This is a genomic window from Streptomyces sp. BR123, assembly GCF_013401435.1.
In the GTDB taxonomy this organism is placed as follows: Bacteria; Actinomycetota; Actinomycetes; order Streptomycetales; family Streptomycetaceae; genus Streptomyces.
The window spans coordinates 1-20,919 of record NZ_JACBGN010000011.1; the positions used below are offsets into that span (position 1 = coordinate 1).

The following is a 20,919-nucleotide window of genomic DNA, read 5'->3' on the forward strand; positions in this document are numbered from 1 at the left end:
AGGAGCGCGTAGCGATCTGGGGCGGTTCGGGTGTCCCGATGGGCTTCTGGTCGACCTTTCCTGCAGGTTGGGGCCTCATCGCTTCCGGGCGGGCTCTGGCTTCGGCTTCGGAGGCTGTCCTTGGGCGCCCGGGGCCCCGGCGCCGGGCGGCCTTGGTGGTCCTGGGGGCTTGGTGGCGCTGCGAGGCGGAGCCCGGGCCCTGCTTCTCCGACGAGACCCGTCCGTTGACTTGTCCCCCTGGCCATCCTTCGGGGGCTTCCCGGCAGCTCTTTGGCATTCCGGGGCGGGTCGGTCTGTCAAGGGTGGCCGAAGGCCATCGCGCAGCGACGCGACGACGAAGGAGGAGCGCCCTTTACAGGCCGGCCCGCACCGGAAGGACGATGGGCGGCCGGGACGCCCCCGGACACCCCTGCGACCCCGGTCGACCGTGACACCGCCTGCCGTGCCGCGGTCACGCAGTGCGCTGCCGCTGCTTGCTGCTGCCGCTTGCCGCTTGCCGCCCGGCGGTCGTTGCCCGCCCTACGTCGCCAGGTGTTCGCGGACCGGGGCGAGGTCTGTCGACGTCTTCGTGGCGATGAACTCCGTGATGCGGTATTCGCAGACGCCGGCCACCGTGAAGGGGTCCTCCTCCGCGATCCGCTCGACTTCCGCGCGGGAGACTCCCGCCGCCAGGATGATGCCGCCGTCCCGCGGGACCTTGCGGCCCGAGGCGAGGAAGACGCCCGAGGCGTAGTGGCCGTCGAGCCAGGCGATGTGGGCGTCCAGCTCCTCTTCGACGGCTTCGATGGGCGCTGTGTAGGTGAGCTCCATGACGAACATGATCGTCAGGTTACTCTCGCACCATCATGACGACTGTGAAGACCCCCGCCAACGAGGCCGAGGCCCGGGCGATACAGGATGAACTGCGCAATCTGGTCGTACTCGACGAGCCCGGGCCGTTGCCCGGGCGGGGGCTCGTCGCCGGGGTGGACGTGGCGTACGACGACGAGCGGGACCTGGTCGCCGCCGCGGCCGTCGTCCTCGACGCCGCCACCCTCGACGTCGTCGAGGAGAGGACGGCCGTCGGGCACGTCAGCTTCCCCTACGTGCCCGGGCTCCTCGCCTTCCGTGAGCTGCCGACCGTTCTGGCCGCCCTCGACGCCCTGACCGCCGCCCCGGATCTCGTGGTCTGCGACGGCTACGGGCTCGCCCATCCCCGCGGCTTCGGTCTGGCGTGCCACCTCGGGGTGGTGACCGGGCTGCCGAGCATGGGGGTCGCGAAGAACCCCTTCACCTTCACCTACGAGGAGCCCGGTGCCCGGCGCGGGGACGCCGCCCCACTGCTCGCCGCCGACGGGGCCGTTGTGGGGCGGGCCTTGCGGACCCAGGACGCGATCAAGCCGGTGTACGTCTCCGTCGGCCACCGGATCTCGCTCGACAACGCCTGCGCCCACGCCCTCGCGCTGAGCCCCCGGTTCCGGATCCCGGAGACCACGCGGCACGCCGACTCCCTGTGCCGCCGGGCCCTGCGCGAAGCCTCCTGAGCCCCGAGGTCTCCTCAGCCCCTCAGTTCACCGCGGCCACCCGGAACCGGATCCCCGCCGTCTGGAGCCGGTCCAGGAGGGCGTCACCCATCGCCACCGCCGTGGTGAGCTGGCCCGCGTGCTGCGGCAGGGCGTCGTACGCGAGGCACAGCGCCGACTCGGCCAGCATCTTGGCGGTCTCGTCGTAGCCCGGGTCGCCGCCCGACACCTCGGTGAACACGCGGCGCCCGCCGCCCTCGCCCACGAAGCGGACCGAGAACCAGCTGCGTGCCCGCCGCTCGGCGTCCGGGCCCTCGCCCGGCCCCCACCGGCCCGACATCCAGCGGCGGGCCGACGGCAGCTGGGCCAGGGCCGCCGTCGCGCCGACCGCCACCGCGCCGCCCACGGCGACCGGGAGGTGCTTGACCGAGGCGTAGTGCCGGTAGCGGAAGTCCGGCCCGTACCGCTCCAGCGCGGCCGCCGACCGGGTCACGACCCGCGGGTCCAGGGAGGGCAGCGGCATCGCCCAGGTGCCGGTCTCCCGGCTGAACCGCGGTACGCCCAGCGGCCCCCGTACGCGCCGCCCCGGCAGCCGGGGCTCGTGCAGCCTCCGGGCGCGCGCCGCGGCCATGGCCTGCGGTCCGCGGCCCATCGCGGTGAGGGCGGAGGCCAGGGTGCCGCCCGAGAAGAGGGCGTTGGACCGCACGAACGCGTCGACCTGCAGCGCGGCGCCCTCCGGCAGCTGCTGCACGGTGAAGTAGGTGCCGAGGTCGGCGGGGATGCAGTCGAAGCCGCAGGCGTGGACCAGGCGCGCCCCGGTCTCGCGGGCGCGGGCGTCGTGCTCGACGAACACGCGGTCCACGAACTCCGGCTCGCCGGTGAGGTCCACGTAGTCGGTGCCCTCCTCGGCGCATGCGGCGACCAGCTCCGTGCCGTACAGGACGTACGGTCCGACCGTCGTGGCGAGGACCCGGGTGGCGGCGGCCAGCTCCCGTACGGCGGCCGGGTCGGAGGCGTCCGCGCGGAGCAGCGGCACGTCGGCGCATCCGGGGTACAGGGCGGCGAGCCGTTCGCGCAGCCGCTCCAGCTTGCCGGGGTCGCGGCCGGCGAGGGCCCAGCGGCAGCCGGCGGGGGCGTGCCGGGCGAGGTACTCGGCGGTGAGCGCCCCCACGAACCCGGTCGCGCCGAAGAGTACGACGTCGTAGGCCCGGTCACGTCCCGGTCCCGTTCGCTCGGTCTGCCGAACCTCTGCGTCCATCACGGCTCCTCCCGGCTCGTACTGGTGGCCGAGGCTAGCGTGCGGCGGGCGGGTACCGGCCGGCGCCCCGCCAGTGGCCCGGAGGGCCGCCGGCGGGGCTCCGGGTGCGGACGTCCCCTGCGGGTGCGGACATCCTCCTGCGCCCGGCACGAGACGGTTCGGCTGCCCGGTCAGTTGTCCTGGTACATGCCGAAGACGTCGACGATGAGGTCGGCGTTGCCGTCGCTCTGGTTCCAGAAGTCGACGATGCCGTTGGCGCCGGTGCTGGCCTGGACGAGGTTCGGCACCGTCTTGCCCACCGTCCAGTTGAGGGTGGAGGAGGTGGGGGCGGCCGGCCAGGTGGCCGTGTCGTCGATGTACTGGTCGAGGGTGTTGGGGTCCGGGGAGACGGCGAGGTAGCCGTTGTCCTCGGTGTTGGTCACCGTGGAGTTCAGCACGAAGCCGGTGATACGGGCTCGCCCGCCGCCAGCGGCAGGTAGATGTAGCCGCGGCCGGGTTTGCGCAGGCGGGAGGGCGAATGCCGGAGCAGTACGGTCCGGTTGCCCGGCCCGCGGCGGTGGACGGGGCTAGCGTGAGCCCGGGCCCGTCCGCAAGGGCGCGTGCGAACGGCGGTGAACGGAGGTGCGCGTGAAGGCTGCGCTGCGCAAGTGGGAGGCGGTGCGGGAGTTCGCCCTGGGGCTTCCCGAGGCGGTGGAGGAGTTCCCGTGGGGCCCCGAGGACTGCGTCGTGAAGGTCAACAAGAAGATTTTCGTCTTTCTGGGCAGCGCCGACGGCCCGCAGCCGCTCGGCCTCTCCGTCAAGCTGAAGGACGAGGCGCTGCACGGCCACGCCATGTCCGCCCCAGGGGCGCAGCCGACCGGCTACGGCCTGGGCCGGTCCGGCTGGGTCTCGGTGCCGCTGGAGGCGCAGGGCGCGCCGTCCGCCCAGGTGCTGTGCGAATGGGTGGAGGAGAGCTACCGGACCGTGGCGCTGAAGCGGCAGGCCAAGGAGTTGGACGCGCGGATCGCGGCAAACGGCTAAGCGCTTGCTCTTGTGCTGGGTGGAGCGCATTCCTAGCATCACTGGTGTTACATCAGTTGTGTCACACTCGCAGACCAGGACGCTGGGGGCTCGATGGCAGTGACAGGTGCCGGGCACGAGCACGGGCACGACGAACACCGGGACGGGAAGGACCGCAGCCAGGGCCGTGCCCACGGCCAGGACCACGGCCAGGACCACGGGCACGGCGTCCGCGGCCCCCTCTCCGGCGTGCGCGTCGTCGAGCTGGCGGGCATCGGCCCCGGCCCGTTCGCCGCCATGCTCCTCGCCGACCTCGGGGCCGATGTCGTACGGGTGGACCGCCCCGGCGGCGCCGGCCTGGGGATCGACCCCGCGTACGACCTCACCAACCGCAACAAGCGCTCCGTGCTGGTCGACCTGAAGTCCCCGCAGGGCCCCGCACAGGTCCTGGACCTGGTCGAGCGGGCCGACGTCCTCATCGAGGGCATGCGCCCCGGGGTCGCCGAGCGGCTCGGCGTCGGCCCGGCCGACTGCCACGCCCGCAACCCGGGGCTCGTGTACGGCCGGATGACCGGCTGGGGCCAGGACGGCCCCCTCGCGCACGCGGCCGGGCACGACATCGCCTACATCGCCGTGACCGGCGCCCTCGGCATGATCGGCACACCGGACGGGCCCCCTGCCGTCCCCGCGAACCTCCTGGGGGACTACGCGGGCGGCTCGCTCTACCTCGTGATCGGCGTTCTCGCCGCCCTCCGGCACGCCCGGACCCCGGACGGTACCGGCCAGGTCGTGGACGCGGCCATCGTCGACGGCACCGCCCACCTCACCGCGATGATCCACGGGATGATGGCGGCCGGCGGCTGGCAGGACCGGCGCGGCGCCAACCTCCTCGACGGCGGCTGCCCCTTCTACGGCACCTACGAGACCGCCGACGGCGGCCACATGGCGGTCGGCGCCCTGGAGCAGCAGTTCTACGACCGCTTCACCGAACTGCTCGGCCTCGCCGACCAGTCGTCCGCCCGCAAGGACCCGGCCCGGTGGGGCGAGCTCCGCGAGGCCGTGGCCGCGCGCTTCAAGTCCCGTACGCGCGAGGAGTGGACGGCGGTCTTCGAGGGGACGGACGCCTGCGTGGCCCCCGTCCTGTCGCTGCGCGAGGCCCCGCACCACCCGCACCTCGCCGCCCGCGGGACCTTCACCGACTTCGGCGGGATCACCCAGCCCGCCCCCGCGCCCCGGTTCTCCGCGACCCCGGCCGTGATGGCCGGCGGCCCCGCACAGCCGGGGGCGGACACCGCAGCCGTGGCCCGCGAATGGGACGTGCCGGCCCTGACCGGAAAGGGCGGGGACGCCTGATGGAGCTGTCGATGATGCTCGACTACGCCGGCGACCCGCGCCGGGCCGCCGACGAGGCCGCCGCCCTGGAGCCGGCCGGACTCGACGCGGTGTGGGTGGCCGAGGCCTGGGGCTTCGACGCGCCGACGATCATGGGCTACCTCGCGGCCCGCACCGAGCGCATGAAGATCGGCTCGGCCATCGTCAACGTCTACTCCCGCACCCCCGCCCTCATCGCCCAGACGGCAGCCGGGCTGGACGCCCTCTCCGGCGGCCGCGCCCTGCTGGGCCTCGGAGCCTCCGGCCCGCAGGTCGTCGAGGGCTGGCACGGGAAGCCGTACGACCGGCCGCTCGGCCGGACCCGCGAGACCGTCGACCTGTGCCGCCGGATCTGGCGCCGGGAGACCATCGACCACCACGGCATCACCGACATGCCGCTGCCGCCGGAGAAGGGCGGCCGGCACGGCAAGCCGCTGAAGATCCTCACCCGGCCCGTCCGCCCCTCCATCCCCGTCTACATCGCCTCCCTCGGCCCGGCGAACGTCCGGATGACCGCCGAGATCGCCGACGGCTGGCTGCCCACCCTGTTCATCCCCGAGAAGGCCCACGCCGTGTGGGGCGGCCCGCTCGCCGAGGGCGCCGCGCGCCGCGACCCCGCGCTCGGCCCGCTGCAGACCGTCGCGGGCGGCCTGCTCGCCATCGGCGAGGACGCGGCCGCCGTACGGGACCTCGCGCGCCCGCAGATCGCGCTGTACGTCGGCGGGATGGGCGCGGTCGGCAAGAACTTCTACAACGACCTCGCCGTCGCCTACGGCTACGAGGAGGAGGCCCGGAAGATCCAGGAGCTCTACCTCGCCGGCCGCAAGCGCGACGCCGCGGCCGCCGTGCCGGACGAGTTCTGCGAGCTCATGACGCTGTGCGGGCCCGCGGGCTACGTACGCGAGCGCGTGGAGGCCTTCCGCGAGGCCGGGGTCACCATGCTCAACGTGACGCCCGTCGGACCCGAGCCCGCGCGGCTGATCGAAACCGTCAAGAGCTGGCTCCAGTAGGGGGATCCGATGCAACGCCGCATCTTCGACGCCGACCACGAGGCGTTCCGCGAGACCGTCCGCACCTTCCTCGCCAAGGAGGTGCTGCCGCACTACGAGCAGTGGGAGAAGGACGGCATCGTCAGCCGCGAGGTCTGGCGGGCCGCGGGCCGGCAGGGGCTGCTGGGCCTGGCCGTCCCGGAGGAGTACGGCGGCGGCGGGAACACCGACTTCCGCTACGCCGCCGTGATCGCCGAGGAGTTCACCCGGGCCGGCACCCCGGGCCTGGCGATCGGCCTGCACAACGACATCATCGGCCCGTACCTGACCAACCTGGCCACCGAGGAGCAGAAGCGCCGCTGGCTGCCCGGGTTCTGCTCCGGCGAGACGGTCACCGCGATCGCGATGACCGAGCCGGGCGCCGGCTCCGACCTCCAGGGCATCCGCACCACCGCCGAGGACCGCGGCGACCACTGGGTGCTGGGCGGCTCCAAGACCTTCATCTCCAACGGCATCCTCGCCGACCTGGTGATCGTGGTCGCCAGGACCACGCCGGAGGGCGGGGCGCACGGCCTGTCGCTGCTCGTCGTCGAGCGCGGCGCGGAGGGCTTCGAACGCGGCCGCAACCTCGACAAGATCGGCCAGAAGGCGCAGGACACCGCCGAGCTGTTCTTCAACGACGTACGCGTCCCCAAGGAGAACCTGCTCGGAGAGCTGAACGGCGCCTTCGGCCACCTGATGAACCACCTCGCGCAGGAGCGGATGGGCATCGCGATGGCCGCCATCGCCGGTGCCGAGCACCTGCTGGAGATCACCACGCAGTACGTCAAGGAGCGCGAGGCGTTCGGGCGGCCGCTGTCCAAGCTCCAGCACGTCCGCTTCGAGATAGCGGAGATGGCCACCGAGTGCGCCGTCACCCGCGCCTTCGTGGACCGCTGCATCACCGACCACTCCGCGGGCGAACTCGACCACGTCCACGCCTCCATGGCGAAGTGGTGGGCGACCGAGCTCCAGAAGCGGGTCGCCGACCGCTGCCTGCAACTCCACGGCGGATACGGCTACATGACCGAATACCGGGTCGCGCGGGCGTTCACCGACGGCCGCATCCAGACCATCTACGGCGGCACGACCGAGATCATGAAGGAGATCATCGGTCGTTCCCTCCTCGGCTAACCTCCCTCGAAAGGCTTGACCAGTGAGCACCGAAGCGTACGTGTACGACGCGATCCGCACGCCGCGCGGCCGAGGCAAGGCCAGCGGCTCCCTGCACGGCACCAAGCCGATCGACCTGGTCGTCGGCCTCATCCACGCCCTGCGCGACCGCAACCCCGGCCTGGACCCGGCCGCCATCGACGACATCGTCCTCGGCGTCGTCGGCCCGGTCGGCGACCAGGGCTCCGACATCGCCCGTGTCGCGGCCGTCGCCGCGGGGCTGCCGGACACCGTGGCCGGCGTACAGGAGAACCGCTTCTGCGCCTCCGGCCTGGAGGCCGTCAACATGGCCGCCGCCAAGGTGCGCTCCGGCTGGGAGGACCTGGTCCTCGCGGGCGGCGTGGAGTCGATGTCCCGGGTCCCGATGGCTTCGGACGGCGGCGCCTGGTTCAACGACCCGATGACGAACTGGGACGTCAACTTCGTCCCCCAGGGCATCGGCGCCGACCTGATCGCCACCATCGAGGGCTTCTCCCGCCGCGACGTCGACGAGTACGCGGCCCTCTCCCAGGAGCGCGCCGCGACCGCCGTGAAGGAGGACCGCTTCGCCCGGTCCCTCGTCCCGGTCACCGACCGCAACGGCCTCGTCGTCCTCGACCACGACGAGTTCATCCGCCCCGGCACCACAGCCGACACCCTCGCCAAGCTCAAGCCGTCCTTCGCGGACATCGGCGAACTCGGCGGCTTCGACGCCGTCGCCCTGCAGAAGTACCACTGGGTCGAGAAGATCGACCACGTCCACCACGCGGGCAACTCCTCCGGCATCGTCGACGGCGCCTCGCTCGTCGCGATCGGCTCCCGCGAGGCCGGCGAGCGCGCCGGCCTCACCCCGCGCGCCCGGATCGTCTCCGCGGCCGTCTCCGGATCCGAGCCCACCATCATGCTGACCGGCCCCGCGCCGGCCACCCGCAAGGCCCTCGCCAAGGCCGGCCTGACCATCGACGACATCGACCTCATCGAGATCAACGAGGCCTTCGCCGGCGTCGTCCTGCGCTTCGTCAAGGACATGGGCGTCTCCCTCGACAAGGTCAACGTCAACGGCGGCGCCATCGCCCTCGGCCACCCCCTCGGCGCCACCGGCGCGATGATCCTCGGCACCGTCATCGACGAACTGGAGCGCCAGGACAAGCGCTACGGCCTCGTCACCCTCTGCGTCGGCGGCGGCATGGGCATCGCGACCGTCGTCGAGCGCCTCTGAAACCGTCCTGCACCCCCGATCCCTCCCGACACTGCCGACACGGAAGTAGCGAACATGAGCGAGTCCACCACGATCCGCTGGGAGCAGGACGAGACCGGCGTCGTCACTCTCGTCCTCGACGACCCCGACCAGTCCGCCAACACGATGAACCAGGCCTTCAAGGACTCCATCGCGGCCATCGCGGACCGCGCCGAGGCCGAGAAGGACTCCATCCGCGGCATCATCTACACCTCCGCCAAGAAGACCTTCTTCGCCGGCGGCGACCTCAAGGACATGATCCGGCTGCGCCCCGAGGACGCACAGCTCGCCTTCGACACCGGCAGCGAGATCAAGCGGTCGCTGCGCCGCATCGAGACCCTCGGCAAGCCGGTCGTCGCCGCCATCAACGGGGCCGCCCTCGGCGGCGGTTACGAGATCTGCCTCGCCTCCCACCACCGGATCGCCCTCGACGCGCCCGGCTCGAAGATCGGCCTGCCCGAGGTCACCCTCGGCCTGCTCCCGGCCGGCGGCGGCGTCACCCGCACCGTCCGCCTCATGGGCATCACCGACGCCCTGCTGAAGGTCCTGCTCCAGGGCACCCAGTACACCCCGCAGCGCGCCCTCGACAACGGGCTCGTCCACGAACTGGCCGCCACCCGCGAGGAGATGCTCACCAAGGCGCGCGCCTTCATCGACGCCCACCCCGAGTCGCAGCAGCCCTGGGACGTCCCCGGCTACAAGATCCCCGGCGGTACGCCGTCGAACCCGCGGTTCGCCGCCAACCTCCCGGCGTTCCCCGCGAACCTCAAGAAGCAGCTGAACGGGGCCCCGTACCCGGCCCCGCGCAACATCATGGCCTGCGCCGTCGAGGGCGCCCAGGTGGACTTCGAGACCGCGCTGACCATCGAGGCCCGCTACTTCACCGAGCTGGTGACCGGCCAGACCGCCAAGAACATGATCCAGGCGTTCTTCTTCGACCTCCAGGCCGTCAACGCCGGACGCAGCCGCCCGCAGGGCTTCGAGCCCCGCCCCGTCCGCAAGGTCGCCGTCCTCGGCGCCGGGATGATGGGCGCGGGCATCGCCTACTCCTGCGCCCGCGCCGGCATCGAGGTGGTCCTCAAGGACGTCACCGCGCAGGCCGCGGCGAAGGGCAAGGCGTACTCGGAGAAGCTCCTCGACAAGGCCCTCGCCAAGGGCCGCACCACCGAGGCCAAGCGGGACGCGCTGCTGGCCCGGATCACCCCGACCGCCGACAGCGCCGACCTGGCGGGCTGCGACGCCGTGATCGAGGCCGTCTTCGAGGACACCGCCCTCAAGCACCGGGTGTTCCAGGAGATCCAGGACGTCGTCGCCCCCGACGCGCTGCTGTGCTCCAACACCTCCACCCTGCCCATCACCGGGCTGGCCGAGGGCGTCGACCGGCCCGGCGACTTCATCGGGCTGCACTTCTTCTCGCCCGTCGACAAGATGCCCCTCGTGGAGATCATCAAGGGGGAGCGCACCGGCGACGAGGCCATCGCCCGAGCCTTCGACCTCGTCCGACAGATCAACAAGACCCCGATCGTGGTCAACGACTCCCGCGGCTTCTTCACCTCGCGGGTCATCGGCCAGTTCATCAACGAGGGCGTCGCGATGGTCGGCGAGGGCATCGAGCCCGCCTCCATCGAGCAGGCCGCGGCCCAGGCCGGCTACCCGGCCAAGGTGCTCTCCCTGATGGACGAGCTCACCCTCACCCTCCCGCGCAAGATCCGCAACGAGACCCGCAAGGCCGTCGAGGCCGAGGGCCGCTCGTGGACCGCGCACCCGGCGGACGTGGTCATCGACCGGATGGTCGACGACTTCGACCGCCCCGGGCGCAGCGGCGGCGCCGGCTTCTACGAGTACGACGAGGCGGGCAAGCGGGTCCGGATCTGGCCGGGGCTGCGCGAGCACTTCGCCAAGCCGGACGCGGAGATCCCCTTCGAGGACATGAAGGAGCGGATGCTCTTCTCCGAGGCGCTGGACACCGTCCGCTGCCTCGACGAGGGCGTGCTGACCTCGATCGCCGACGCCAACATCGGCTCCATCATGGGCATCGGCTTCCCGGCCTGGACCGGCGGCGTCATCCAGTACATCAACGGCTACGAGGGCGGGCTGCCGGGCTTCGTGGCCCGCGCGCGGGAGCTGGCCGCCCAGTACGGCGAGCGGTTCACCCCGCCCGCCTCGCTGGTCGCCAAGGCCGAGCGCGGGGAGACGTACGCCGACTGACGGGTGCGTGCGGCGGGCCGGGTCCGGTTCGTCCGGACCCGTTCCGTCGGGTCCGGCCGGTGCCGTCCGGGTACGGCCGCTCCCGGGACCGCGGGTCCCCGGAGCGGCCGTGGCGCGGGGCGCTCTCCGGCCGGGACCGGGCCGGTGTGCAGCCGGTGTCAGGCCGTGCCGGGCGGCAGGGCGGCGAACACCCCGCGGTGCTCCGTCCCGTCGGGCAGGGTCCAGCCGGCGACGACCGCGGCCGCGCCGTCGGCCGGCGCATCCGGCCGCAGGACGCGCGTCACGGACAGGGCGGCGGACAGCCCCTCCACCCGGATCTCGGTGCCCTGCGGCCCGTGGGCGGTCCGCGGGGCGGCGTCCGGGGCCGGGCCCGGCAGCGCGGCGGCCGGGTTCTCCGTGCCGACCGTCGGGTCGGGGGTGTCGGAGACGCTCTGCGCCTGCGGTTCGGCCTCGCCCCGCAGCAGGGCCAGCAGCCGCTCCACGGCCACCGGGTCGTGCGTGGCGTCGTAGATCCAGCGCTTGCCGAGCACACCGTGCTCCGAGGTGCCCAGCAGACCCGCCCCGGCGCCGTCGAGCGGGGCGCCCCGGTAGGTCAGCGGCACGTGGTAGGCGACCGGCGGCTCGGCGGAGGCGTCGGCCACGACCATGAAGTCGATGCCCACCTCGCCCTCCGGGTCGTCGAGGCGGAAACCGCCGGCCCTGACCGGCTCCGGAGCGACGCCCGTGGCCGTGTACCAGGGCTGCGCGGGGAGCCAGGCGGCGAGGAGCTCCAGCTTGGTGGGGGTCATCGTGGTTCTGTGGATCACTGCCATGCGGCCGAACCTACCCTCCACGCACCGGAGTTGGGTGTTCCGTGCGGGCCGGGCTCAATCGCCCGTGGCGAACGCCGCCTTCAGTTCCTCCCGCAGCGACCGCTGGAACGCGGTCACCAGAGCCTGCACCATCATCGGCTGCATGTGCGCCGACAGGGCCTTCATGGACTCCACCCGCTCCGGATCGTCCTCGCCCTCGGTGAACGGCCCCCACACCTCGTCGCGGAAGAGGCGGGTCAACTCCTGCGCCGTCGCCCGGGCGTGCTCCAGCATCACCCGGCGCGCCGCCAGGATCGTCGCGTGGGAGATCGGCACGTCGAGCAGCGCCACCCCGAGCCGCAGCAGCGACAGGTCCACCCGGAACCCCCCGCCGCTGTCCGCAATCACGTCCATCGCGGCGAGGCGGCGCAGGTCCTCCTCCGGCAGCGGCCGCCCGGCCCGCTTCTCCAGCTCCTCCCGGGACACCTCCTCGGCCGAGTCCGGCGCCCAGGACGCCACCAGCGCCCGGTGGATGGCCAGGTCGTGCGCGCTCAGGTCGTCGGGCAGGGCGTCGAGGTAGCGCTCGATGGCGGACAGGGTCATGCCCTGGTGCTGGAGCTCCTCGATCAGCGCCAGCCGCGACAGGTGTTCGGGACCGTAATGCCCCACGCGACGTGGTCCGATCACGGGAGGGGGCAAAAGGCCGCGGGTGCTGTAGAACCGTACGGTGCGGACGGTGACCCCCGCCCGGGAAGCGAGCTCGTCGACGGTGAGCGTGGGCTCGGGTACCCCGGTGGTCATGTGGTCTCTCGCCCCGCTCTCTGATCAGCACGTCCCGTTCCGGTACCGCGGTTCAACAGTATTGCTGTCGCACCAACGATGTGAAACGGCCAGGAGCTGCCCATGACCACGAAACTGCGACTGCCCGGACGTCCCGAGGAGCTCACCCTCCCCGCCCTGCTGGCACGCAACGCCGCCGAGTACGGCGACCTCCCCGCCCTCTCGTGGCGCACCGGCACGGCCACCGGCCCCGGCTCCTCCGGCTCCTCCGGCTGGACCACCCTCGGCTGGGCCGAGGTCCGGCGCCGGGTCGCCGTCCTCGCCGCCGGGTACGCCGCCCTCGGCGTCGAGCGCGGCGACCACGTCCTGATCATGATGGGGAACCGGCCCGAGCACTGGCTCAGCGACCTCGCCCTCGTCCACCTCGGCGCCGTCCCCGTCACCGTGTACGGGACCTCCGCGCCCGGCCAGATCGCCCACATCGCCCGCCACAGCCGGGCCCGCCTCGCCCTCGTCGAGGGCGCCCGGGAGCTCGCCCGGTGGGAGCCGCTGATCGCCGACCCCACCGTCCCCCTGCAGCGGCTGATCGTGGCCGACGCCGCGGCCGGCGGCGGCCACGGCACGTACGCATCCCTCTACGCGAGCGGGGCCCGGCTGCACCGCGCCGACGCCTTCGACAAGGCCTGGCAGGAGACCCGGCCCGAGGACCCGCTGACCGTCGTCTACACCTCGGGCACCACCCGCGACCCCAAGGGCGTCCGGCTGACCCACCGCAACATCCTCCTCCAGTCCGTCCGCCTGGACCGGCGCGTCGAGCTCCCGGAACACGCCGAGCACATCTGCTACCTGCCCTTCGCGCACATCGCCGAGCGCATCCTCGGGATCTACCTGCCGCTGCTGCGGGCGGCGCACGTCCGGATGGTCGCCGACCCGGCCGCCGTCGCGCCGGCCGTCCGCGAACTGCGGCCGGTGCAGTTCTTCGGCGTGCCCCGGGTGTGGGAGAAGCTCGCCGCGTCCGTACGGGCGGTGCTCGCACAGCTGCCGGCCGGGCAGCGGGAGGCCATCGAGGCGGCGGGCGACCTCGCCCGCACCCGGGCCGGGCACCGCGAGCGCGGCGAGACGGTCCCGGCCGCGCTCGAAGCCTCGTACGCCCGGGCCAAGGAGCAGGTCCTCGACCCGCTGCTCGGCCTGGCCGGCCTGGACCGCCTGCTGTGGACGGCCAGCGCCACCGCGCCGATGCCGATCGACGTGGTCCGCTTCTGGGCCGGCTGGGGGATCACGATCATGGATGCCTGGGGCCTGACCGAGACCTCGGGCGTCTGCACCGTCAACAGCCCCGACGCCTTCCGGCTCGGCTCCGTCGGCCGCCCGATCGACGGCCTGGAGCTGCGGCTGGCCGAGGACGGGGAGATCCTCGCCCGCGGCGAGACCGTCTTCGGCGGCTACCTGCGGCCCGACGGCTCGCTGGAGCCGGCGCACGACGCCGACGGCTGGTTCCCGACCGGGGACGTGGGCCGGCTCGACGAGGACGGCTTCCTGTGGCTGACGGACCGCAAGAAGGAGCTCATCGTCACCTCGACCGGCAAGAACGTCTCGCCCGCCCTGGTCGAGAACACCGTCAAGGAACACCCCCTGATCGGCCAGGCCATGGTGCACGGCGACGGCCGCTCCTACCTGGTCGCCCTGCTGGTCCTGGACCCGGAGCTGGCCCCGGCCTGGGCCGCATCCCGCGGCATCGGTGCCGACTCCCTCGCGGAACTCGCCAGCCACCCGGCGGTCCGCGAGGAGGTCGCCCGCGCGGTCGAGGCGGCCAACGCCCGCCTCAACCGCACCGAACAGATCAAGCGCTACCGCCTGCTGACCACGGAATGGGGCCCGGAGTCGGGAGAACTGACCCCCTCGCTCAAACTCCGCCGCCGTGTGGTCCGCGAAAAGTACGCGGACCTGATCGAGACCCTGTACGCGGCCCCGCACGAAACCCCGTAACCCGACACGGGCTGCCCCCGGCCCGCGACGGCCGGGGGCCACCCCACCGCGCGACGCGACCTCGACGACCGGCTCCACGCGTCGGCAGTCCTAGAAGGGGGGCCAGCTGGAACCGGGGGGAGGCGTCGGGTTGACACGCTTCCCGCCGCGCATGTTCAGCGGCCAGCGCTGGTCGATGACGGCCGCGGCCTTCTTGCAGGCGCCGCAGGCGTTGTTCCAATCCGGCACCCACAAGTACGGAGAGACAGAGAGGCTGACGTGTTCTATGCCGCACAGGGTCGCGCCGGAATCCGTATAGGCATAGGCCGTGTCGTAGGCATGGGCCACGTCCTCGGGCAACTCCGGCGATTCTGCCCGCTCCCAGCGCCCGTACATGGGCTCGTACTGCGGCCGTGAGACCTCACGGGGATCGTGTCCCAGCTCGGTCCACGCGTAACACCAGGAGCAGAACCACCGCTCCTTCACCGGCAAGTCCCACGCCATTCGCGGTTCCGTTACCGGCGCCTGCCGCATCTCGTGTCCACACACATCGCACGTCATGGCCGGATTCTGACATGTGGCACAGATGAAGCAGCTCCACACGCACTGCCGGCAGAACAGCGAGACGCCTGCCGGGTGTCGGGCCGCCGCCGGTCATGAGGCGGTCAGCGTTGACCTGCGCCGCTCCAGAACCAACCGCGGAGTGGGTACTAGCACGCCGCCGGGGAGTCGGCGACGCCATCCGTCAGGTCCTCACCGAGCTCCTGGTGACCTGGCCGCCGTCGAGGTCGCTGCCGAGCGGCCCGAGGACGCTGCCCGGTACGCGCTCAGCGCGCTCCTCCTGCTGGAAACCCACTGGTACGCAACCAGGCTGGAGCGGGTCCGCGAGGTGCGGCGCGCCCTCGGGCCGTGGGAGCACGAGCAGTACGTCCGCGACCTCGATGGCCGGCTTTACGGCTGGGACGCCGTGGTCAGTGCTCTTGCTCGTTGAACTCGGCCATCCGGGGGGACAGATCGGCGAGGCTCTCGATGCGGAACGTCGGGAGCTCGCGTGCCTCGGCGGTGTCCCACTGGATCGTGGCCCAGGGGCCCCGGCGGATCAGCGCGGTGTGCATACCCGCCTGCTTACCGGGGCGCAGGTCGTTGTCGACGCGGTCACCGACATAGAGAATCTCCGACGCGGCGGCCGGGACGACCGCGGCCACCCGCTCGAAGAACTCGGGGTCGGGCTTGCCGGCGCCCCAGTCGTCCGAGGTGCCGATCAGGTCCACGTCCTTCGTGAACAGCTCGCGCAGCAGGCCGCCGGCGCGAACGGTCTGGTTTCCGGCGATGCCGAGCCACAGGCCGTCGGCGCGGAGTTGGGCGAGGGCGGGCCGGACGTCCGGGTAGAGGTCGCCCTCACCGAACCACTCCGGCTTCCCCGCGGCAGCGCGGGCCTCGCGCTGCTCGGTGAGGTCGAAGCCGGGTCGGAAGACCTGGAAGGACTCGCGGTAGTCCTGGCCTCGGGCGATGACCGCACCGAAGGCGCGGCGAAGGTGTGGCGGGGGACGCCGAGCCAGTCCGCGGTGCCGTACTCACGAGTCTCGTCGACCAGACACTCAGCGACATCGAACACGACAGCGCGAATCGTCATGCGCGCAGCCTAGGCGGGCCCGACCCAGCCTCGCGCGGGCGAGGAGCGGGCCGGGGTCTCAGGCATGTGCGATACCGGCGACGAGCAGGCCGAACGCCGCGAGCAGGACCACGACGTACAGGCCTTCGAGAACGCACCGGGTCACGAAGCGCTTGCCTCGACTGCGTGCTCCAGTGCGCGCATCAGCTGCCGGATGATCCTGGCCAAGCCCCGGGCGTGGTTCCAGTTCGCGTGGGGGCCGGACCCCAGCGGGCCGACCGCCGCGAAGTACTCCCATTCGGCGAGGGCCTCGAACGCCCCGACGGGGCGCTGCTGCGAAGGCATCTCGCAGAGGGCGTCGTGCAGCTTCTGCCCGCAGGTGATCAGGCCATCGGTGAGCGCCGCGACACCTTCCGGACCGGGGCGTTCCCCGTACGGGGCGAGCGCCCGGGCGACCAGTTCGGTCGCGTCCACGTGATCCTGCGGCACGGCCATGCCGGTGCTCCCTGTCGTCGTGCGGAGGTGGAGACACCAGCGTGACGGCCGGGCGAGGGATGAACACTCACAGAATTGTGAGTGCTACATGCCGACCCAGCGGGCCATCCCCCCGAGGCTGTCCGGGGCTCGCCGCGACATGTGCACCAGTCCGCGGATGGTGGTCCGGGTGCCGGGCAGATGCCGTGTCTGTTCGGGCGCCAACTTCCTGGCCTCCGCCAAGTACCGCAGTGACGTCTTGGCGGAGCCGGCCTCCATCTCGACAAGCGCCCGATCCACCAAATAGCGGGCCCGGCGTGACATCAACATCGACTCCGGCAGTTTCAGCGCGCGGGCCTGACCGAGAGCATCATCGAAGCGGCGCATCGCGATCGATGCACCAAGCTCGTGCAGCTCGATGTTGACCTGCCCGAACGACAGCCAGTGCACTTCCCTGGCTTCGCCGCCAACGCGGTCCGCCAGGTCGCGGGCGGCGGCCAGATGCGTTGCCACAGCCGTGGCGTCCTCGTTCTTCGCGGCCACCGTGGCCGCCCCGAGGTGCAGCTGCCCGGCCACGGCGAGGGCCTCACGGCTCGTCTCCTCGGCCAGCAGGCTGTGCCCCGACGAGATCAGCGGCAGGCTCGTCGCACAGCGCCAGAGGATCGCCCGCTTGTACCGCTGCACCGCCTCGGTGCACGGGTCCGAGGCCCGACCCGCGGCCCATCCCATCCGGTCCAGGGCGACGCGGGCGAGGTCAGGGTGGTCAAGCTTCAGCGCCACATCGTGGGCGGTCCGGTACGCCGAGGCGAGGGCCCGCCACAGCGGCGTCGACGGGGCGGTCCACACCGTGTGGGTCAGTTCCACGATCAGGCCTGGCAGCGCATCGGCCGCCGCACGCAGGTGCGCGGCACGTACCTGCCGGCACAGCGCGTCCGCCTCGGCGATCAGCTTGGGCACCGGCCGGACAGCGGTCAGGTCCGGGTTCGGTCCGAGGTCGAACCGGTCGAGCGCCTCCCGGATCGGGGCGACAAGGCCGAGCAGTCGCTCGGAGGGCAGCAGTGCCATGGCCGGCGGCCCTGTCAGCTTGGATGTGTCCACCCCCAGTGCTCGCGCCACTGCCGCCACGAAACCGGGAGTTGCGGACCGAGCGCCGCACTCGACCTGGGTCAGCAGGCTGAGGCTGTACGGAATTCGGTCGGCCAACTCGCGCTGCGAAAGACGTCGTAAGCGACGCTGCTCCCTGATCCGAGAACCAGTGTGGCCATCGTCGGGTAGAGGCATGCTGGTCTCCGTCCAAGACTCGTCTCAAGGACGGTACCCGTCCCGCGGCGCTGGGTGCGTCGTCGCTCCCGGCTCCTTGGGGGTTGGGGGCGGTTGCATAGGCTCGGGAGCCATGACGACGAGGACCTTGTACCTGCTCTGCTCGGCTGCCCCGCCCGTTTTCGAGATCGCGGGGGTGGTGGAAGAGGCGCAGCGTCGCGGCTGGGACGTCTGCCTGGGCCTGACCCCGACGGCTGCGGACTGGCTGGAGGACAGCCTCCCGGGGTTGGCCGCTCTGACCGGGCACCCGGTGCGCACGCGGTACAAGCGGCCCGGAGGGCCGGACGTGTGGCCACCCGCGGACGCCGTGCTGTTCGCCCCGGCGACCATGAACACCGTCAACCGGTGGGCGCTGGGGATCACCGATACGTGGGCCGTCGGGGTCGTGGCGGAGGGCATCGGCAAGGGCGTCCCGATGGCCGTCATGCCGTGCGTGAATGCCGCATATGCGCAGCACCCCCAGTTCCCGCTGTCGCTGGAAACGCTCCGGTCGGCCGGCGTCCGGGTGCTGTACGGCGAGGGCGGGTTCGTGCCGAACCAGCCGGGCGAGAAGAAGCCGTACCCGTGGGGGCCCGCCCTGGACGCCGTGGACGGCATGGTGCCGGTACACGGGGCCTGAGCGCACGAAGACGCCCCCTCCCGCGGCCCGTTGGGCGGAGAGGGGGCGGGCCCGCCACCGGCGGGATCGGTCGTGCGGGGTCAGCGGCCGATGACCGGGTAGTGGTCCGAGAGGTTGGTGTACGTGTAGGACGTGCCCCAGCTGGAGACCGTCCACGGGGCGGACTCCTCCTTGACCACGTTGTTCTCCCAGCCGGCCGGGCGGGCGTTGCCCTTGCGGTACAGGACGTAGTCCAGGTCCTCGCGCGGGTCCGTGGGGTAGCGGTAGTTCGCGATCGAGTTCAGGCCCGTGTCGAAGGAGTACGGGTGCCCCGTGCGCGTGTCGGAGTCCGCCAGGTCGGCGCCCGCGAGCATGGAGGCGTATTCCGGGGTGCGCGAGTCGACGTTCATGTCGCCGGCGACGATGACCTGCTCGTTCGCCGGGATGTTCTTGCCGTCCAGGAAGGCGTCGATCGCCTGGAACTGGCGGGCGCGCATCTGCGCCGCCTCACCCGCGCCGCAGCCCGGGTCGGTGGACTGCGCGTGCGTGCCGACCACGTGCACCTTCGCGCCGCCCACGTCCAGCACGACGTACGCGAAGCCCTTGTTGGACCACCAGTCGGCGCCGCAGGCGTCCTTGTAGACGAACTGCTCCTTGCGGACGATCGGCCACTTGCTGAGGATCGTGACTCCGCCGTCCTCCGGGGTGGTGGAGGAGTAGGCGCCGCCCGTCGCGTCCCAGCCGGTCTTGCTGCGGCCGACGACCGGGGTCTGGTACGGGTACTGCGCCGCCGAGTTGGCCTTCAGCGCGTCCGAGGCCCCGTTGTCGAAGGCCTCCTGGAGCACGACCACGTCGTGGCCCTGGTAGAAGGAGGTCCGGGGTATCGCCGAAGCCCGGTGGTCCTGGCCCCAGTTGGGGTACAGGTTCTTGCTCATCAGGAACACGTTGTACGTCAGGACGCTGAGCCGGGGGGCCGTGCCGCCCTCCGCCGCGCCGGCGGCGGGAGCGGTGGCGACGGTCAGGGCGCCGGCGGCGACCGCCGCGACGGCAGCCGCGGCGGCGCGGTGACGACGGGTGTGCTCGGAGTGCGGCATGAACTCTCCAGCATGGCTGTGGGGGAGATCGACGCCCGCAATCCAAGCAGCCGCAGTTACCTCTGGGTAACACCCGTGACAACACTTTCTGGCGGTTGTCCTACAGTGCGGGCTCGGACAGCAGCCGGCGGCGTACCGCGAGCGGTGCGGGCACGTGTCCGGGCACCCGGCGGGCGAGGGCCTCGGCCGGCCCCGCCGCGAAGGCGCCGGCCGGCGGATCGGCCTTGAACCGCAGGGGGTGGCGGGGGATCCGGCCGCCGGCTGCGGCGGTGCCCGCGGGTGCCGCAGTCTCGTCGGCGGTCAGGCGTGCCAGGCCGACCACGGTCGCGGACGCGCCTCGCGACGGCCCGTCGCGCGCAGCCCGCGGGCGGCGGGTTCACGCTCCACCCACGCGAACACCGCGGCCCGCCAAGGCGCTTCGTCCCAGGGCGTCACCGCCTCCGGGTAGCCGCCCCGGTCCACAACCGCCGGGATGTCGTCGCTCGTCGGCCCCTCACACCACCGGGTCCGGCGCCGCCGGCCGGCTGTGCCGCCCAGGGCCGCCGACCTGGGGGTATGGCCCCCGCGCGGGCCATACTGGACGTACGGAGCACCGAACCAGGGGGACGCACATGACCACCGCACAGCAGCCCGCCGCACCGGGCCCCGGCCCGCGCCCGGCCGGCGCCCGCCGGGCCGACCCGGAGCCGCCGGCCCCCGGAGGGGTGCTGTGGACCATCTCGGGGGACATCCGGGCGCTGCTGATGCTGCCCGCCGCCTTCACCATGCAGGTCGCCCACCCCGCCATCGGCGCCGGCGTCGACGAGCACTCGGTCTTCCGCACCGACCCCTGGGGGCGCGGCGAGCGCTCGCTGCGCTCCGTCCAGCTGTGGGTGTACGGCGGGGAGCAGGCCGCCGAGGAGGGCCGCCGGGTGCGCCGCCTGCACAAGGAGATCCAGGGCACGGACACCCGGGGCCGGCGCTACCACTCCCTCGACCCCGCCTGCTACGCGTGGGTGCACGCCACCGGGTTCCCGATCTACCTGTACGCCGGGCGCTACCTGCTGCGCCGCTTCACCCCGGCGCAGGAGCGGCAGCTGTACCGGGAGTGGCTCCAGGTGGGGCGGATCCTGGGCCTGCGGGACCGGGACATGCCCCGGACCGTCGAGGAGTACTGGCCGTACTACCGGCGGATGCTGGCCGAGGAGATCGAGCCGACCAAGGTCGCCCGGGAGCTGGTGGCCACCGACGTGCCCCTGCCGCGCCCCACGGGCGGCCCGCTGCCCGTGCGGCTGCTGCTGCGGGTCTTCTGGCCGGTGCTGCGGGCGGCGTTCCTGCGCTTGCGGGCCTTCGTCACCGTCGGGTACATGCCGCCCGACGCCCGGGCCGCCATCGGGCTGGAGTGGACCGCGGCCCAGGAGCGGAAGCTCCGGCGGTTCAGCACGGCCGTACGCCTGCTGGTGCCGCTCCTGCCGGAGCGGGTGCGGTACCTGCCCCTCGCCTACCGGGCGCGCGCGGAGTGGCGCGCCGGCGCCCGCTGAGGGAGGCCGG

20 protein-coding genes and 1 pseudogene are annotated in these 20,919 nt (G+C 72.6%); 10 read left to right on the forward strand and 11 right to left on the reverse strand.

What is annotated here, in order from left to right:
* Window positions 1-519 precede the first annotated feature (519 nt).
* On the reverse strand, window positions 520-819 hold the full coding sequence (locus HYE82_RS03115) for a YciI family protein (protein ID WP_179172344.1): 300 nt from the start codon (window positions 817-819) through the stop codon (window positions 520-522).
* Between the two features lie 26 nt (window positions 820-845).
* On the opposite strand from HYE82_RS03115, the gene HYE82_RS03120 reads away from it, so the two are divergent.
* Window positions 846-1,523, forward strand: a complete 678-nt coding sequence (locus HYE82_RS03120; RefSeq protein WP_179172345.1) for an endonuclease V — start codon at window positions 846-848, stop codon at window positions 1,521-1,523.
* Window positions 1,524-1,545: 22 nt separating this feature from the next.
* Here HYE82_RS03120 and HYE82_RS03125 read toward each other — a convergent pair whose 3' ends face one another.
* Window positions 1,546-2,760 carry a trans-acting enoyl reductase family protein gene (locus HYE82_RS03125; RefSeq protein WP_179172346.1) on the reverse strand — a complete coding sequence of 405 codons (1,215 nt, stop codon included), beginning with the start codon at window positions 2,758-2,760 and terminating at the stop codon, window positions 1,546-1,548.
* Window positions 2,761-2,930: 170 nt separating this feature from the next.
* On the reverse strand, window positions 2,931-3,197 hold the full coding sequence (locus tag HYE82_RS03130) for a hypothetical protein (RefSeq protein ID WP_179172347.1): 267 nt from the start codon (window positions 3,195-3,197) through the stop codon (window positions 2,931-2,933).
* A 184-nt stretch (window positions 3,198-3,381) separates the two neighbouring features.
* On the opposite strand from HYE82_RS03130, the gene HYE82_RS03135 reads away from it, so the two are divergent.
* The 6 genes from HYE82_RS03135 (at window position 3,382) to HYE82_RS03160 (ending at window position 10,755) form a co-directional block, all read left to right on the forward strand.
* Window positions 3,382-3,780 (forward strand): MmcQ/YjbR family DNA-binding protein, encoded by a 399-nt coding sequence (locus tag HYE82_RS03135; protein WP_179172348.1) that lies wholly within the window; start codon window positions 3,382-3,384, stop codon window positions 3,778-3,780.
* 93 nt (window positions 3,781-3,873) lie between these two features.
* A complete protein-coding gene (locus HYE82_RS03140; protein ID WP_179172349.1) occupies window positions 3,874-5,112 on the forward strand; it encodes a CaiB/BaiF CoA-transferase family protein in 1,239 nt (412 codons plus the stop codon).
* The gene (locus HYE82_RS03145; protein WP_179172350.1) at window positions 5,112-6,140 is read left to right on the forward strand and encodes an LLM class F420-dependent oxidoreductase; all 1,029 of its coding nucleotides are present in this window, start codon (window positions 5,112-5,114) and stop codon (window positions 6,138-6,140) included. The genes HYE82_RS03140 and HYE82_RS03145 overlap by 1 nt, the downstream gene beginning before the upstream one ends.
* A gap of 9 nt (window positions 6,141-6,149) precedes the next feature.
* Complete coding sequence (locus tag HYE82_RS03150) at window positions 6,150-7,292, forward strand: acyl-CoA dehydrogenase family protein (RefSeq protein ID WP_179172351.1); 1,143 nt, start codon at window positions 6,150-6,152, stop codon at window positions 7,290-7,292.
* 22 nt (window positions 7,293-7,314) lie between these two features.
* Window positions 7,315-8,529 carry an acetyl-CoA C-acetyltransferase gene (locus HYE82_RS03155; RefSeq protein ID WP_179172352.1) on the forward strand — a complete coding sequence of 405 codons (1,215 nt, stop codon included), beginning with the start codon at window positions 7,315-7,317 and terminating at the stop codon, window positions 8,527-8,529.
* A gap of 54 nt (window positions 8,530-8,583) precedes the next feature.
* The gene (locus HYE82_RS03160) at window positions 8,584-10,755 is read left to right on the forward strand and encodes a 3-hydroxyacyl-CoA dehydrogenase NAD-binding domain-containing protein (RefSeq protein ID WP_179172353.1); all 2,172 of its coding nucleotides are present in this window, start codon (window positions 8,584-8,586) and stop codon (window positions 10,753-10,755) included.
* 158 nt (window positions 10,756-10,913) lie between these two features.
* Here the strand turns inward: HYE82_RS03160 and HYE82_RS03165 are convergent, their stop codons facing one another.
* Both HYE82_RS03165 and HYE82_RS03170 read right to left on the reverse strand, forming a co-directional pair.
* The gene (locus tag HYE82_RS03165; protein ID WP_179172354.1) at window positions 10,914-11,567 is read right to left on the reverse strand and encodes a 1,4-alpha-glucan branching protein; all 654 of its coding nucleotides are present in this window, start codon (window positions 11,565-11,567) and stop codon (window positions 10,914-10,916) included.
* Between the two features lie 54 nt (window positions 11,568-11,621).
* Window positions 11,622-12,347 carry a MerR family transcriptional regulator gene (locus HYE82_RS03170; protein ID WP_179172355.1) on the reverse strand — a complete coding sequence of 242 codons (726 nt, stop codon included), beginning with the start codon at window positions 12,345-12,347 and terminating at the stop codon, window positions 11,622-11,624.
* A gap of 102 nt (window positions 12,348-12,449) precedes the next feature.
* On the opposite strand from HYE82_RS03170, the gene HYE82_RS03175 reads away from it, so the two are divergent.
* Entirely contained in the window at window positions 12,450-14,312 is a 1,863-nt protein-coding gene (locus HYE82_RS03175) for a long-chain fatty acid--CoA ligase (protein WP_179172356.1), read from the forward strand.
* Window positions 14,313-14,402: 90 nt separating this feature from the next.
* Here the strand turns inward: HYE82_RS03175 and HYE82_RS03180 are convergent, their stop codons facing one another.
* From HYE82_RS03180 to HYE82_RS03195, 4 genes and pseudogenes are all read right to left on the reverse strand, one after another.
* The gene (locus HYE82_RS03180) at window positions 14,403-14,795 is read right to left on the reverse strand and encodes a hypothetical protein (RefSeq protein ID WP_256986891.1); all 393 of its coding nucleotides are present in this window, start codon (window positions 14,793-14,795) and stop codon (window positions 14,403-14,405) included.
* 467 nt (window positions 14,796-15,262) lie between these two features.
* Window positions 15,263-15,924 (reverse strand): annotated as a pseudogene (locus tag HYE82_RS03185) (HAD family hydrolase).
* Window positions 15,925-16,065: 141 nt separating this feature from the next.
* The gene (locus HYE82_RS03190; protein WP_179172358.1) at window positions 16,066-16,398 is read right to left on the reverse strand and encodes a DUF6415 family natural product biosynthesis protein; all 333 of its coding nucleotides are present in this window, start codon (window positions 16,396-16,398) and stop codon (window positions 16,066-16,068) included.
* An 84-nt stretch (window positions 16,399-16,482) separates the two neighbouring features.
* Window positions 16,483-17,658 (reverse strand): helix-turn-helix transcriptional regulator, encoded by a 1,176-nt coding sequence (locus HYE82_RS03195; protein ID WP_179172359.1) that lies wholly within the window; start codon window positions 17,656-17,658, stop codon window positions 16,483-16,485.
* Between the two features lie 112 nt (window positions 17,659-17,770).
* Between HYE82_RS03195 and HYE82_RS03200 the strand changes: the two genes are divergently transcribed.
* The gene (locus HYE82_RS03200; protein ID WP_179172360.1) at window positions 17,771-18,316 is read left to right on the forward strand and encodes a flavoprotein; all 546 of its coding nucleotides are present in this window, start codon (window positions 17,771-17,773) and stop codon (window positions 18,314-18,316) included.
* 80 nt (window positions 18,317-18,396) lie between these two features.
* Here the strand turns inward: HYE82_RS03200 and sph are convergent, their stop codons facing one another.
* Complete coding sequence (sph, locus tag HYE82_RS03205) at window positions 18,397-19,389, reverse strand: sphingomyelin phosphodiesterase (RefSeq protein ID WP_179172361.1); 993 nt, start codon at window positions 19,387-19,389, stop codon at window positions 18,397-18,399.
* Window positions 19,390-19,489: 100 nt separating this feature from the next.
* On the reverse strand, window positions 19,490-19,711 hold the full coding sequence (locus HYE82_RS03210; protein WP_179172362.1) for a hypothetical protein: 222 nt from the start codon (window positions 19,709-19,711) through the stop codon (window positions 19,490-19,492).
* 289 nt (window positions 19,712-20,000) lie between these two features.
* Here HYE82_RS03210 and HYE82_RS03215 point away from each other — a divergent pair, with 289 nt between their 5' ends.
* Complete coding sequence (locus HYE82_RS03215) at window positions 20,001-20,909, forward strand: oxygenase MpaB family protein (RefSeq protein ID WP_179172363.1); 909 nt, start codon at window positions 20,001-20,003, stop codon at window positions 20,907-20,909.
* Window positions 20,910-20,919: the final 10 nt, after the last annotated feature.